The sequence below is a fragment of the Desulforegula conservatrix Mb1Pa genome, assembly GCF_000426225.1.
GTDB lineage: Bacteria > Desulfobacterota > Desulfobacteria > Desulfobacterales > Desulforegulaceae > Desulforegula > Desulforegula conservatrix.
In genome coordinates, this window is the sequence record NZ_AUEY01000024.1 from 37291 (window position 1) to 50838 (window position 13548).

Sequence of the window (13548 nt, forward strand, 5' to 3'; positions counted from 1 at the left end):
GGGAACTTTTACAAAAAGTTCCCCATTTTTTTTTGTTCAGTTAATCTCTCTTGAATGTTCTCATATAGAGCATCAACATTTTCACAGATCCTGTCAGTCTGGTCATGAGACTCTGACTGTAAAGCATTTCAAGAAGCCCTTTCAGACCGTTGTAAACCTTTTTATCATGCGGATGCCACCACATATTGCGTTTTACGAATGGCATGATGTCTTCGACAATAACCTGGGGTTCCGTCATTTCCTGAAAGCCTATTTCTCCGTGGGTTCTTCCTATGCCCGATTCCTTTAAGCCGCCCCAGGGTGTTTCTGATAGTCCGTGGCTCATCAAATGATCATTTATAGTAACAGCCCCTGCCCTGATTCTTCTGGCAAGACTGATTGCTTTTTTACGATCAGTTGACCATACAGAGCCTGTCAAGCCGAGACTCGAATCATTGGCGAGCGCTATCGCGTCATCCATACTGTCGACCCTCATGACGCCAAGGACAGGACCAAAGGTTTCTTCCTTCATCACAAGCATATCGTGATTTACTTCCGTGAGAACCACAGGTGCAATGAGATTGCACCATTTGCCCTCTTGAGCAAAGTGGGCTTTTGCGTGGATAACTGCGCCTTTTTCAAGGGCGTCATTTATATGGGTTTCAACTGTCTTCATTTGTCGCTCTGTTGTCATTACACCTATATCGACGTTAAAGTCAGTATCATAACCGACCCTGAGACTTTCCGTCTTTGTTTTCAGAATCTCGAGGAATCTGTAATATACATTGTAGTGGACATAAATTCGCTCGACTCCTCCGCATGACTGGCCAGCATTCTGAAAACCTGCCCATATGGCTCCGTCAGCAGCTCTTTCAAGATCAGCGTCGTCGCAGACAAGCATGGCATCGTTGCCGCCGAGTTCAAGGCTGACAGGCGTAAGGGTTTCTGCGGCCTTGCCCATGAGGTATTTTCCGACTCCAACAGAACCTGTAAAGAAAAGTTTGTCTACTCCTGCAGCAAGAAAAGCATCTCCTGCAATCTTACCGGGCATGTTCACATAACTGAAAACATCGGGAGGCAATCCTATTGATTCAAAAACCTCTTTCAAGGCTTTTCCGACCATCTGGGTTTCGGAAGCCGTCTTAAGAATGACCGCGTTTCCTGCAAGAAGCCCCATCACTACTTCTGAAAAAGGAATGGCAAATGGATAGTTCCAGGGAGAAATAATTCCTATGACTCCAAAGGGTAAACGGCTGATTCGGCTGATTTTGTTGGCAAGGAGAATATGTCCTGGCACAATAAAACGATCCTTAAGAAACTTCCTGGCCTTTCCAGAATAATAAGAAGCTGCCATGGCAGAAGGGATAAGCTCGGAAATTACCGCATCAATCCTTGTCTTGCCATTATCATCCGAAATTGTGCGCGCCAGTTCATCGCAATTTTTTGTTATGTACGCGCTTGCCTTTCTTATGATGGCAGCTCTTTCCCTGACAGGCTTTTTAGCCCATTCAATCTGGGCGGCCCTGGCCCTTTTCATTATTTCTTCAAGCTCTTCGACAGTATTAAGCGAAGAAAAGCCAAGAATCTCTCCTGTTGCTTTTTTTATCGACTCATGGCCGAGAAATTCTGGAGTTTTTTTAATATTTTCAGATAGTTCTGGATTTAGAGCCTGGGCATAAGCAGATGGTGCCATTTTATCCTCCTGTCTTTAAATCAATATTTGCTGATGTATGGAACTTGGCCGGAATTAATTATATAAAAGATGTGCTGCAAAACTTGAAAAGGCTTAATTTACCATAAAAACAATAGCAGACTATTCAGTGAAAAAGCAACGTCTTAAGACTTTACTTCATAATTATTATACAAATGCACAATTATAAGCCTTGAAGGTTAGCCGGAAAAAAGATGACAAGACTTCGCAACATAAAAACCATAATCTCAGGCACCCAAATCAGACAATTTTCCATTTTCGAGCGTCAACCTGATATCAGCCAGTTTTTCTGCGTGGCCTGAGTCATGGGTTGTGATTATGATCATGGTGCCTTTCTTTGATTTCAGCTCAAGCAGTATGCTTTCGATGATTTCAATATTGTCCTGATCGACAGATGCTGTGGGCTCATCAAGAAAAAGAACCTCCGGATTTACAGCGAGCGCCCTTGCGATCCCGAGCCTTTTTTTTTCTCCTGTTGAAAGCGAAAGAGCGGCCTGGCCGCGTATTTCACCAAGACCAACAAAATCGAGGGCATTTCTGACCGCAATTTCAGTATTTCTTCTGGAAATCCCCCTGACTTTCAATCCATAGGCGACATTATCAAATACCGAAGAATTAAACACTCCGGTTTCAGGCAGAACCATTGTTATTCTTCTTTTAAGATGAATATTTTGAGGGACAGGAGAATCGCCTTGCATATAGATTATCTCTCCTGAGTCAGGAGCCTCAAGCAAGGAACACATTCTAAGAAGAGTCGATTTACCTGCGCCATTGTTCCCCATGATCACGTAAACTGCATTACCGTCAAACGAATATGAACAGTTATTAATTATATTCCTTGTGCCGTAGGATTTTGTTATTGAACTTGCCATGAGACGCATTCCCATATTCATGAACGCGCCCCTTTTTTCTGGATGTGATGCATGAAAAAATTGATAATCAGGGTAATTGCCATAAGAACAAGCCCAAGAGCCACTGCAAGATCAAAATTACCTTTGTCGGTCTCCATAGCTATTGCAGAGGTCATAACCCTTGTCAGTCCTGCGATATTTCCACCGACAATAAGAATTGCCCCGACTTCCGCAGTCAGCCTGCCAAAAGCTGCAACAATCGCTGACATGATTCCGTATCTTGCTTCAGCAATAACTGTAAAAAAAAGCTGTGTTTTGTCTGCTCCAAGCGAAATGGCAGCCATCCTGACATTCTTGTCGACTCCAGTTATAGCCGAATGGCCAAGACCCGTTATGATGGGAAGGGCGATCAATGTCTGGGCGATTATCATTGCTGAAGGAGTGTACAAAAGCTCCAAAAAACCCAAGATTCCTCTTCTTGAAAGGAGAATGTAAAGAACAAGTCCAACAACAACCGGAGGCAGCCCCATCAGAGCGTTGATTATTGATATTGAGATATTTCTTACCGGGAATCGCTTCATGGAAAGAACCGCAGCAATAGGAAGGCCAATTGCCGAGGCTATTATGAGTGCCGAAAATGAAACCTTCAAGGACAAAAAGATTATTGATATAAGCTTGCTGTCCATTACTGAAAGCAGAGTTAAGGCCCTTACTAGTGAATTATCCATAATATACTTAAATAACTATGTGGTTATGCTCAATTCTCAGTAACATTTGAAAGTTCGTGGGCTTAACATTTTTAAAACTCTAAAAATATCAGTTTTTTGCCTACTAACAAAACCATAAAGTTTTTGCGGAGCTTTTTACAAAAAGCGACCCGCCCGAGGCACTCGCCCTATCAACTTCAAAACAGCCGAACGAATACGCTTCATCTGATTTTGGTCTATTGGGTTATAAAGCCTCGCCGGAGGCACTCGGCTTAACGTCGGATTACGGACAAAGGGCGTCCTAATCCAACCTACGCATCACCCTTTTTTGATGGCAAATTAACCATAAAAGGCACTTCTTAACTGAAAATCAGGCAGAGCCACAAATAACTATTCTGATATAAAAGCTAAAAAATTCCGGAAAAGCCGGAAAATTGCTGTGGCATCATGAAGGACTCGATCCGGAATCAAATTTTTTTTTAAGGTACTTCAGGATACCGGCTCCCGGTTTTCACCATGAGCCGGTATTATGGAAACAGGTCTTTATGCGAGACCAGCAATCCTACTTGTCCGAAACTGTCCCTGCGTTCGGCTTAAAAAGAACGACGCCGTTTTTATCCTTAAAACCAGCAATGGCTTCCTGGCCTTCCTTTGATATGATCCAGTTTATGAATTTCATAGACTGATCATATTTTACCGAAGGATTTTTGGCTTTGCTTACGGCCATTACTCCATACTGGTTGAAAAGGGACGGATCGTTTTCATAAAGAGCCACAAGCTCAAGTTTGTCCTTATCCTTTACAGCAAGCCATGTTCCTCTGTCTGTAAGCGTATATGCTTTTTTCTCGCTTGCTATTCTCTGGACCTTTTCCATGCCCTGGCCTGCCTCAAGATAAAATTTCATTCCCTTTGGATCTATACCGGCTTTTTTCCAGAGCTTGAGCTCTTTTTTATGAGTTCCGGAATCATCGCCTCTTGAGACAAAAAGGCAGGCATCTTTGCATTCAGCTATTTTTTTCAAAGCTTCAGAGGCTGACGCGGATTTTTTGATTCCGGCAGGATCTGCAGCTGGCCCCACGACTATGAAATCATTATACATGACATCATGTCTGTCTGTGAAAAAACCTTCTTCAACAGCCTTCAATTCGTCTTCTTTTGCGTGAACAAAAACAAGATCCACATCACCCCGTTTCCCCTGTTCGATGGCCGCGCCGGTTCCTGCGGCTATCACATCGACTTTAATACCTGACTTTGCCTCGAATATGGGCAGTAGGTAATCAAAAAACCCTGAATTTTGGGTGCTTGTTGTTGAAGAACATTTTATCCTCTCCTCTGCCAAGGCAGAATTGAAAAACATAAAAACCAGCAGAACAGCCAGGGCATATCTTTTCATCAATTTCATAATTCCTCCTGATTTAAAAAAATAGTCAGCGCCTATAAAAATGTTTTCTTTCTTATTACAGGATGATAAACATTAGTTCAACAACTAAACAAAAACATTTACCTGCAAAACAAAGCAACTAAGCATTCATATCTAATGACGTAGCGTCTCAGATAGCCGGAATAATAAAATGCATAAAGAATTTCTAACCCTCTCAAATATCAAAGATGTTCTTGGGCTTTCAAGTCTTTTCAAGCCAGGAGAAACAGAAAAAGCAAGTCTTGAAAACTGCCTTGGAAGGGTTACTGCAAGCGACATATTTTCCAATGAAAATATCCCGCCATTTGACAAATCCACAGTAGACGGATTTGCGGTTACAAGTTCATCAACATTCGGATCGTCCGAAGGCAACCCTTCAAGTCTCGCTTATATCAAGGACTCAGTTCGGACAGGCAGTGTTCCCGAATTCTCCATAAAACACGGAGAAGCCGCCAAAATACAGACAGGAGGCATGATCCCAAAAGGAAGCGACGCAGTTGTAATGCTGGAACACGCTGAAATAATCGGCTCCGATATGCTTGAAGTATTCAGGCCCGCTGCTCCCGGAAGCAACATCATATACAAGGGCGACGACATAAAGGCAGGAGATCTGGCTATACCCGGAGGAACCAGATTAAGGGCGCAGGAGGCCGGAATACTGGCCGCAATCGGCCATACAGAAATAGAAGTAGTTAAAAAACCTGTGGTTGGAATAATTTCAACAGGCGATGAAGTAGTACCTGCATCGTGCATGCCTGAATCCGGAAAAATCAGGGATGTGAACACCCATACTCTTTGGAACATGACAATCAGAAACGGGGGAATCCCGGTTTTCGTAGGGCTTGTCAGGGATGATTATGATGAAATCCTTAAAGCTTGTGAAAATGGCCTCACCCAATGTGACATGCTCCTTATTTCCGGAGGAAGCTCGATCGGAGCCAGGGATTATACCCTTGACATAATAAAGAAACTCACCATGGACAACATACTGGTACAGGGGGTTTCAATGAGTCCGGGCAAGCCTGTCATACTTGGAAAAGCCGGAAACAGGCAGATATGGGGACTTCCGGGGCATGTCGCATCGGCAATGATTGTATTCCACACACTCGTAAGGCCATTTTTGAACAGGCTCGAAGGACTCGCAAACGATGAATCAGTAAAAATCCCTGCGATCCTGACTAAAAATGTGGCTTCTGCCAACGGAAGAACAGATTTTATCAGAGTCAGGCTCAAATATGAAAAAGACCGCGTTCTTGCAGAACCTGTCATTGGAAAATCCGGGATATTGCTCACAATTGTCAAATCAGACGGAATAATCGAAATAGACAGAAACTGCGAAGGACTGAAACAGGGCAGTCAGGTTTTTGTGACACTGCTTGGGCATTGATGAAGTCATAATTAAGTCCATTTGCCAAGGCCGCAAAAAGTACGATTTCCGTCATTATGGATGGGTCTGTCCCGGTGAAAACCTATGCCTTAATCCGCAAGCATCTGAAAATACACATATGCTGATCAAGTCAGGCATGATACTGAAACCCTTTTTGAATTTTTGCTGGACCATCATTTTTTTAAAGAAAGGATACTTATGGAAAGAAAAATTTATCTGAACATGCTGAGCATAGATGAAGCAAAGACAAAAATCCTTGAATCCTTTCCATATACGATTAAAGAATCAGAAACCGTTCCTGTTCTTGAAAGCGTAGGAAGAATACTTGCAAGCCCGGTAAGGGCTAAATATTCTCATCCGTCCTGCCATAGCGCCGCAATGGACGGGATCGCAGTCAGCGCTGAAAAAGCATACTCTGCTTCAGATCATTCCCCTGTCATTCTTACTCCGGGAGTGGACGCTTTTTTTATAAACACGGGCCATAAACTTCCCGAAGAAACCAATGCTGTTATAATGATGGAGAATCTGAACAATACGGACGAAGGGGGAATAGAGATCATAGCCCCTGCTTTTCCGTGGCAGCACGTTAGAAAAATGGGAGAGGACATTGTTGCAGGCGAACTCATTTTCCCAACAAATCATGAGATAACCCCTTATTGCCTCGCAGCCTTGATTACAGGCGGCATAACAGATATCAAGGTCAGGAAACAGCCAAAAATACTTGTGATTCCAACAGGGAACGAACTCATAGACTTTGAGTTACAACCCCAGGACATGCCTTTGAATGGAAACGCACTTGAATGCAATTCCCATGTTCTTGTCAGACTCGCTGAAAAAGCAGGTGCCAAGGCAGAAAGACACAGCATAGTCAAAGACAAACTAGAATCAATCAGCGCAACTGTCACAGAAGCTTACAAAAATGGCTTTGATATCGTTCTAACCATAGGAGGATCATCGGCAGGTTCAGAGGATTATGCCCACCACGCGGCATCAGAGCTTGGCGAGACTCTTGTTCACGGAGTCACTATGATGCCAGGAAAACCCCTTCTTGCAGCCTCCATAAACGGCAAGCCCTTCTTCGGAATTCCAGGTTACCCGGTTTCAGCGATACTTTCCTTTGAGACTTTTGTCGTTCCCCTTATCTACTCACTTCAGGGAAAAACATATCCTGAAAGACCTACGATTAGAGTAAAGCCAACAAGAAAGCTAAGCTCAAAACTTGGGGTCGAGGAATTCGTGAGGGTCAAGCTGGGCAGGGTTGGGGAAAACATAATTGCTACACCACTACCAAGGGGAGCTGGACAGATAACATCAATAGCCCAGGCGAGCGGAATCATAAGAATTCCCTCAAACTGCGAAGGTTTCCCTGAAAACGCGGAAATAATGGCTGAACGCCTGAAACCTGAATCAGAAATAAACAGCACAGTGGTTGTAATCGGAAGCCACGACAACACGCTGGATCTTCTGTCAGATATGCTCAGGGCAAAATCAGGGTTCACTCTGTCTTCAAGCAATGTCGGAAGCATGGGTGGACTTACGGCAATAAGAAAAGATTCATGCCATATTGCAGGAAGCCATCTCCTTAACACAGAAACAGGCGAGTACAACATCAGCTGTATAAAAAAATATCTGCCTGACACGGAAGTCAAGGTTATAAATCTGGTCATAAGACAGCAGGGGCTGATAATAAAGAAAGGAAATCCCAAGAATATTTCCGGCATAGCTGATCTTGCGAGAAATGACATAACTTTCATAAACAGACAGGCAGGCGCAGGAACAAGGGTGCTGCTTGACTACGAAATCAAAAGAGCTTCGATTGCTCCGAACAGCATAAAAGGCTACGAAAACGAGGAATACACCCATATGGCGGTTGCTGCCGCTGTTATGAGCGGACGCGCTGATGCCGGAATGGGAATAAGAGCGGCTGCAAATGCCCTTGATCTTGATTTCATCCCTGTTACAAACGAACAGTACGATCTTGTCATTCCTGAGAAATATTTTAATTCGAATATGATTCAGAGTGTGCTGGAAATAATAAACTCCGATGAATTCAAGTCCGAAGTCATGAAACTTGGAGGGTATGACACTGACATGACAGGAAGAACAATTATATAAAGACTGAAGGTCTATTACAAATCTAAATCAATATTGCATTGATTCGAATGGTCTCGGGCGAGGGGCAGGTACGCATAATAGACTGTTATTAAAACAATAAACTTTTTTAGTAATTTGGGGGAACTTTTTTACAACAAGTTCCCCCAAAAAATGTAACTCAAAAATGATTTGTTTTTAGGTTTCAATATTTGGCAAGGTCGCAAAAAGTCCGATTTCCGTCATTCAGGCGCAGGCCGGAATCCAGAACTATCTGAAATAACTGGATACCTGATCAAGTCCGGCATGACCTCGAATCCCTTTTTTGACTTTTTGTGAGTCCATCAATCCTGATCACATACTATATTATACCGAAGTTCCTGAGGGTCTCGTCCTTTGGAATGCCGTTTGAATCATATCCCCTGAGCCTGTAATACCGGTCAAGAAGTTTTTCCAGAGGAACAACAAGTTTGTCAGGGTCACATGGTCTGCCTTCCTTCAGCATTCTCGGAGGCAGGGTGTCATCTTTCCGTGTAACGCCTTCCCTTGTATTCATATATCTTTCAAGAACCTGAATCCTGTCACCAGCTTTCAGAAACTCGGCACTGGACATTTTAATGCCTGTGACCGAGCTCCAAAGCTGTGGATAAAGGCTGAAGTCCATGAGAGCTATGGCAAGCTGGGGAATATTCTGCATGAGTATTCCGAGCGTGGTATCAGGCGTGAACCTTGATAGCGGAGGCTCAAGCGTATAGGAATACATCGTGAACTGGCATGTCTGCAATGAATTGATACCATTTGTAAGGCTTTCAAAGAATTTCACGAACTCGGCTTTTGCCCTGATACTCTTCGGGCTCAGAAGACCGAAAAAAACCTCGAGTGCGACAAGATAAGCCGAAAGATGGCAGGCGCCCCTGTTTGCAACGGCATAGGCAAGTCCCTGGCCAAAGCTTCCGCGAGGATCATAGGCTGCCATCTCAAGTCCCTTGACATGAATTGCAAAATCCTTTCCGCCGTATTTTTCGGAAAGAGCCCTTGAGCCAAGGCCAAGTTCCTGCCCCTTGTCCCTTGCATACCCAATATCATGGAGCATTTCCGCAATGCCTGCCTTTTCTCCAAATCTCAGGCCTGCGTCAAATATGCCCTTTTCGGCAGCCTCCATTGCCCAGGCCATTGTTCCACCTGCGGAAATGGTGTCCATACCCATTTTACCGCAGATGTCGTTCCATTCAGCAATAATTTCGGGGTCAAATATTCCGATATTGGAACCCATCAGGGCTGTTGTTTCAAATTCAGGAACAGCCCTCTTTTTGCCGCCGAAATCGCCTTTATGGCCGCACAGAATAGTGCATGGTTTGCAAGTATGATATTGGGTGTTATGAGCCTCGCTTATCACTTCGCCGGACAGTTTATATGCCCTGTCATCACGACCATTTGAAAAATTGTTTACAGGCAGAATCCCCGCCGAATTGTTCAGATTGACGTTGGCGTTAGTTCCGTATTTCCTCAGAAAGAATGAAGACATCTCGTTCTGGTTGATATATTTTGTCCCGCGCTTTTTAGCCTTTTCAAATTTTTTGGAGTTAACAGGCTGAATCTGGAATTTACCGCCATTTGCAACAACAGCCTTGACATTTTTGGAACCCATGACAGCGCCAAGACCGCCGCGCCCAAGAAATCTGTGACCTGAAGCGATATTGGCGTATTTTACAAGGTTCTCTCCGGCAGGGCCTATTGCCATTACTCCGGCTTTTTTTGCGGAAAGTTTTTTCTGGGTTTCCTCTGTATCAAGTCCCCATAATTCAGAGGCATCATGAAAGGTTATTCCGTCGCTGTCAATTTCAAGCCAGACAGGAGTTTCGGATTTACCTTTCAGAATCAGTCCGTCCCATCCGGCTGTCTTTAGCTGCATTCCAAATGGTCCGCCGCATGAGGAAGATGAAAAAAGTCCGGTTAAGGGAGATTTTGAGACGGCATGAAAACGGCCGGAGCAAGGACCTCCCGTCCCAAGAAGAACCCCGGGCATAACTGCAAGCATGTTATCTGAACCCAGGGGATCAGCTCCGGGCTGCATCCTGTCAAAAAGAAGCTTAAGGCCTAACCCCTTTGCGCCCAGGTAGAGCCTTCTTTCATCTTCCTTGACATTGTAAACCGAATATTTTCTCGATGTAAGATCCACTTCAAGGACTCTGTTAGAAGTCCCGAGTATCACATCCTTTTTAGTTTCTTCCATATGTGCCCCTTTATTCATAAGCTTTTTTCAAAATGCCGAGCGCATCATCGAAATCCATCTCAACAGGATTCATGGTAACAGACCCATCATTTATCGCGGTTCGCGCAATCTGGCCAAGTTTGTCCTTTGGAACTCCGGCATCCTTCAGGGTCATTGGGAGTTTGCAGATCTCGTTAAGTTCGCGCTGGAGCTTTCTTATTGCTTCTACTGTTTTAGCGGCACGGTCAGCGGACGCTGTTTTAACATATTCCTCAGGCCCAGCTACTGCCAGAAGAAGTTCTCCGATATTTTCGGAACACTTGGACATATTATATTCAAGGCAGTGGGGAAGAAAAATTGACATGGCAAGCCCGTGAGGGACATGGCAGACAGCGCCTGTCGCATGGCCCAGGGAATGAACTATACCAACCATGGAGTTTGAAAAAGCGGCTCCTGCCATACATGCGGCATTTGCCATGGCGAGTCTTGCTTCGGAATCTTTTCCGTTTTTAACGGCATTTATAAGATTTTTTCTGACAAGATTTATGGCAGCTATTGCATGGACATCACTCAAAGGATTTTTCTGAAGGCATATATAAGCTTCCACCGAGTGTGTAAGAGCGTCCATTCCTGTTGCAGCCGTTATGTGCGGCGGCATGGTAAGGGTCATGCGCGGATCAAGAATTGCGGCCTTTGGAAGCAGATGCTTGGACGCAAAAGCCATTTTAACATTTTTTTCAGGATTAGAGATTACAGCGACAAGAGTCACCTCGCTTCCTGTTCCTGAGGTTGTGGGTATTACTATAAGAGGCTTCATCGGCTTCTTGAGCATTTCAGCGCCCATGAATTTCATCAGATCATCCGCTTCTTCTGTAATAACTATATTGACGCCCTTGGCCGTATCAATTGGAGACCCGCCGCCAACAGCCACAATCGAGTCACATTTGTTCTGACGGTAAATCTTTACAATATCATTAACAACGCCCACTGAAGAGTCAGGAGGAACATCATCATATATGGCTCCGATTGTCATATCCGAACTTCCGAAAGCGCTAACTACAAGATCAACAAGACCAGCGCCCACGACACCCTTATCGGTAATGATAATTGGCCTTTTTGCTCCGGCCTGTTCCAGTTCGTAAGGGAGATTATCGAGAGCCTTATGGCCTGAAACAATTTTTACAGGATTATAGAATTCATAAAATGAAGGCAGCATCTTTGTTCCTTATTAATTTTAGGATTATAGGCCAAACGGGATTCCAAGACAGTAAATATAGATAATTCGCCCGAACTTAAGGAAATCCATGGGCGGAATTCTTTTCAAAAGCCTTTTTGTGATGAAGCTTAAAGGATAAAGATAGGTAAGAAGAACATTTAGGCACCTTGTGAACGCCATCGCGTACATCAAATCGCCTGCGACACTCAGCCTGTTTTCAGCGAATGCCTGGGCAGCGCCCATCTGGGGAGTAAGAACAAGAAAGGCACATTCAATGTTTTTAAAATTGATGGTAACATCGGCAGAATCAGGAAGTTTGCTTCCCTTGTGCCTGATAAGCCCCCCTGACTTTTCCATAACCATTACAGGCCCTGACGGAAGCACCCTCATTACAAGCACAAATCCTTCTCTCCATTCAGCGACTTCCCGCCTTATCAGGGGATCAAACTTTGCGGCAGACTGAAATGCCCTTCCAAGCACAAGAAAAACAATTTTTGAAACAAGTTCCTTAAACCATTTTCTCCCTGCATTAACTGGTTCATAACTTTTCATTTTTTCTCCATTATTTTTATATAATGTTGATGCCATTCTGAGCCTGTAGCAGAGGCCGCAGACTTCGCATTATCAATCAACCGGCTACTACTGGTTATTTTTAGTCAAAAGCTCGGCTGTCTCTGCAAGCGGAACGTCCGTGTTCCCAAGCATGGATTGTATTATATATCCGTCAATGCTTGCTATTATGAGCTGGGCCTTCATTTTTACGTTGGTTATTCCAGGTATGAGCTTCTGGATACTGTCTTCGAGCATTGACTGCCATTGCTGATACTTCCTTAGAAATCTTTTCCTCAGAATCTCATTGCCAGTCAGCGCTTCCCTGACAAGATAAAGATGCAGCCGGCTTCTTGTTTCTGCATTCACAAGGGTTTCATAAACAATTGTAAGGGTCGATGTGGCGTCAACACCTTCTGTTCCGTTTGCAATGAGATTTAGAAGATCACTTGTGATCCTGCTCATATGCCTCTCCGTAAGATCAAATATCAGATCATCTTTTGAAGCATAATAATAATAAAGGGTGCCCTTGCTGATGTCCGTTTCCCTTGCGATATCAGCAAGACTCGTATTTTCGATCCCTTTTTCAACAATAAGTCTGCTTGCGGCATCAATTATCTTCTGTCTGCTTTTTGCCTGTTTGGCGGTTAGCTTTCGGTCATTCAAAACCATCTCCTTTTTTAAGCCGGTTGGCCGATTTATTTTTATTTACTTTAGGACATTTTTTTTGTCAACCATATAAACCAATAAAAACAGCAACATTCCTTTTTAAGATAAACCATTCCTGAAATCCCTGCCAATTCATCTGACATCCTGTGACCATATTAATAACAAACTGAAATAATAAATTAAAAGCTTCAGGCATAATTCTGACACAGGCGAAAGAAAGAAGGTTTTTGCGGCGTTGCCGTTCAAGAAAAAAGTCAGGAAACTAAATATAGAACATTATAACTGTATTTAAACAATGTTAACAAGACCCATTTTCCATCAATATTGTTGAAATAAGGCAAAAGCAGGGTGGATGGCACTTTCCCGCGCACAGTCTGAATCAAGCAAGTGGTACGTGCAAGGACGTACGTATACTACAGAAAATCGTTAATTTTGCCCCCTTTCATGACTATACAAAGAATTCTGAGTCACCGACCACCGGCAAAGCCGGTGGCATGGAATTCTGAACCGCTCAAAGCGGTAAAAAATGGGGATCACCTAAAGGTGATTAATCAAACAGTCTTAACTGTTCAATTCTGCGGTCCTCATATTCTTGTTTTCTAATATACTCTCGAACCGCCAGCTCATCTTTGCCAACTGTCGAGACATAATAGCCTCTTGCCCAAAAATTCTGACCAGTAAAATTCTTTTTCCGGCCACCATAATTCCTTGCAATGCTTATTGCACTCTTCCCCTTTATAAAGCCTACTACTTGAG

11 protein-coding genes are annotated in these 13548 nt (G+C 43.7%); 2 read left to right on the forward strand and 9 right to left on the reverse strand.

Features of this window, described 5'->3' with window-relative positions; genetic code table 11:
* Window positions 1-40 precede the first annotated feature (40 nt).
* From K245_RS0110525 to K245_RS0110540, 4 genes are all read right to left on the reverse strand, one after another.
* Window positions 41-1672: an aldehyde dehydrogenase family protein gene (locus K245_RS0110525; RefSeq protein WP_084156213.1), complete on the reverse strand. Its 1632-nt coding sequence runs from the start codon at window positions 1670-1672 to the stop codon at window positions 41-43.
* Window positions 1673-1917: 245 nt separating this feature from the next.
* Window positions 1918-2583 (reverse strand): ATP-binding cassette domain-containing protein, encoded by a 666-nt coding sequence (locus K245_RS0110530; RefSeq protein ID WP_156906767.1) that lies wholly within the window; start codon window positions 2581-2583, stop codon window positions 1918-1920.
* Window positions 2580-3269, reverse strand: coding sequence for an ABC transporter permease (locus tag K245_RS0110535; protein ID WP_027359268.1), 690 nt, complete (start codon window positions 3267-3269; stop codon window positions 2580-2582). Before K245_RS0110535 ends, K245_RS0110530 begins: the two co-directional genes overlap by 4 nt.
* A gap of 541 nt (window positions 3270-3810) precedes the next feature.
* Complete coding sequence (locus K245_RS0110540) at window positions 3811-4650, reverse strand: substrate-binding domain-containing protein (RefSeq protein ID WP_027359269.1); 840 nt, start codon at window positions 4648-4650, stop codon at window positions 3811-3813.
* 169 nt (window positions 4651-4819) lie between these two features.
* Here K245_RS0110540 and K245_RS0110545 point away from each other — a divergent pair, with 169 nt between their 5' ends.
* Both K245_RS0110545 and K245_RS0110555 read left to right on the forward strand, forming a co-directional pair.
* Complete coding sequence (locus K245_RS0110545; protein WP_027359270.1) at window positions 4820-6055, forward strand: molybdopterin molybdotransferase MoeA; 1236 nt, start codon at window positions 4820-4822, stop codon at window positions 6053-6055.
* Window positions 6056-6253: 198 nt separating this feature from the next.
* The gene (locus K245_RS0110555) at window positions 6254-8170 is read left to right on the forward strand and encodes a molybdopterin biosynthesis protein (protein ID WP_027359272.1); all 1917 of its coding nucleotides are present in this window, start codon (window positions 6254-6256) and stop codon (window positions 8168-8170) included.
* Between the two features lie 337 nt (window positions 8171-8507).
* Here K245_RS0110555 and K245_RS0110560 read toward each other — a convergent pair whose 3' ends face one another.
* The 5 genes from K245_RS0110560 to K245_RS0110580 form a co-directional block, all read right to left on the reverse strand.
* Window positions 8508-10379 carry an aldehyde ferredoxin oxidoreductase family protein gene (locus tag K245_RS0110560; RefSeq protein WP_035276977.1) on the reverse strand — a complete coding sequence of 624 codons (1872 nt, stop codon included), beginning with the start codon at window positions 10377-10379 and terminating at the stop codon, window positions 8508-8510.
* A 10-nt stretch (window positions 10380-10389) separates the two neighbouring features.
* Window positions 10390-11574 carry an iron-containing alcohol dehydrogenase gene (locus tag K245_RS0110565; RefSeq protein ID WP_027359274.1) on the reverse strand — a complete coding sequence of 395 codons (1185 nt, stop codon included), beginning with the start codon at window positions 11572-11574 and terminating at the stop codon, window positions 10390-10392.
* A 24-nt stretch (window positions 11575-11598) separates the two neighbouring features.
* Window positions 11599-12126, reverse strand: a complete 528-nt coding sequence (locus K245_RS0110570; protein ID WP_198013873.1) for an SCP2 sterol-binding domain-containing protein — start codon at window positions 12124-12126, stop codon at window positions 11599-11601.
* 87 nt (window positions 12127-12213) lie between these two features.
* On the reverse strand, window positions 12214-12789 hold the full coding sequence (locus tag K245_RS0110575; RefSeq protein ID WP_051284030.1) for a TetR/AcrR family transcriptional regulator: 576 nt from the start codon (window positions 12787-12789) through the stop codon (window positions 12214-12216).
* Window positions 12790-13339: 550 nt separating this feature from the next.
* Window positions 13340-13548 (reverse strand): transposase (locus K245_RS0110580; protein WP_027359277.1); only part of this gene is annotated, 209 nt, incomplete at its 5' end.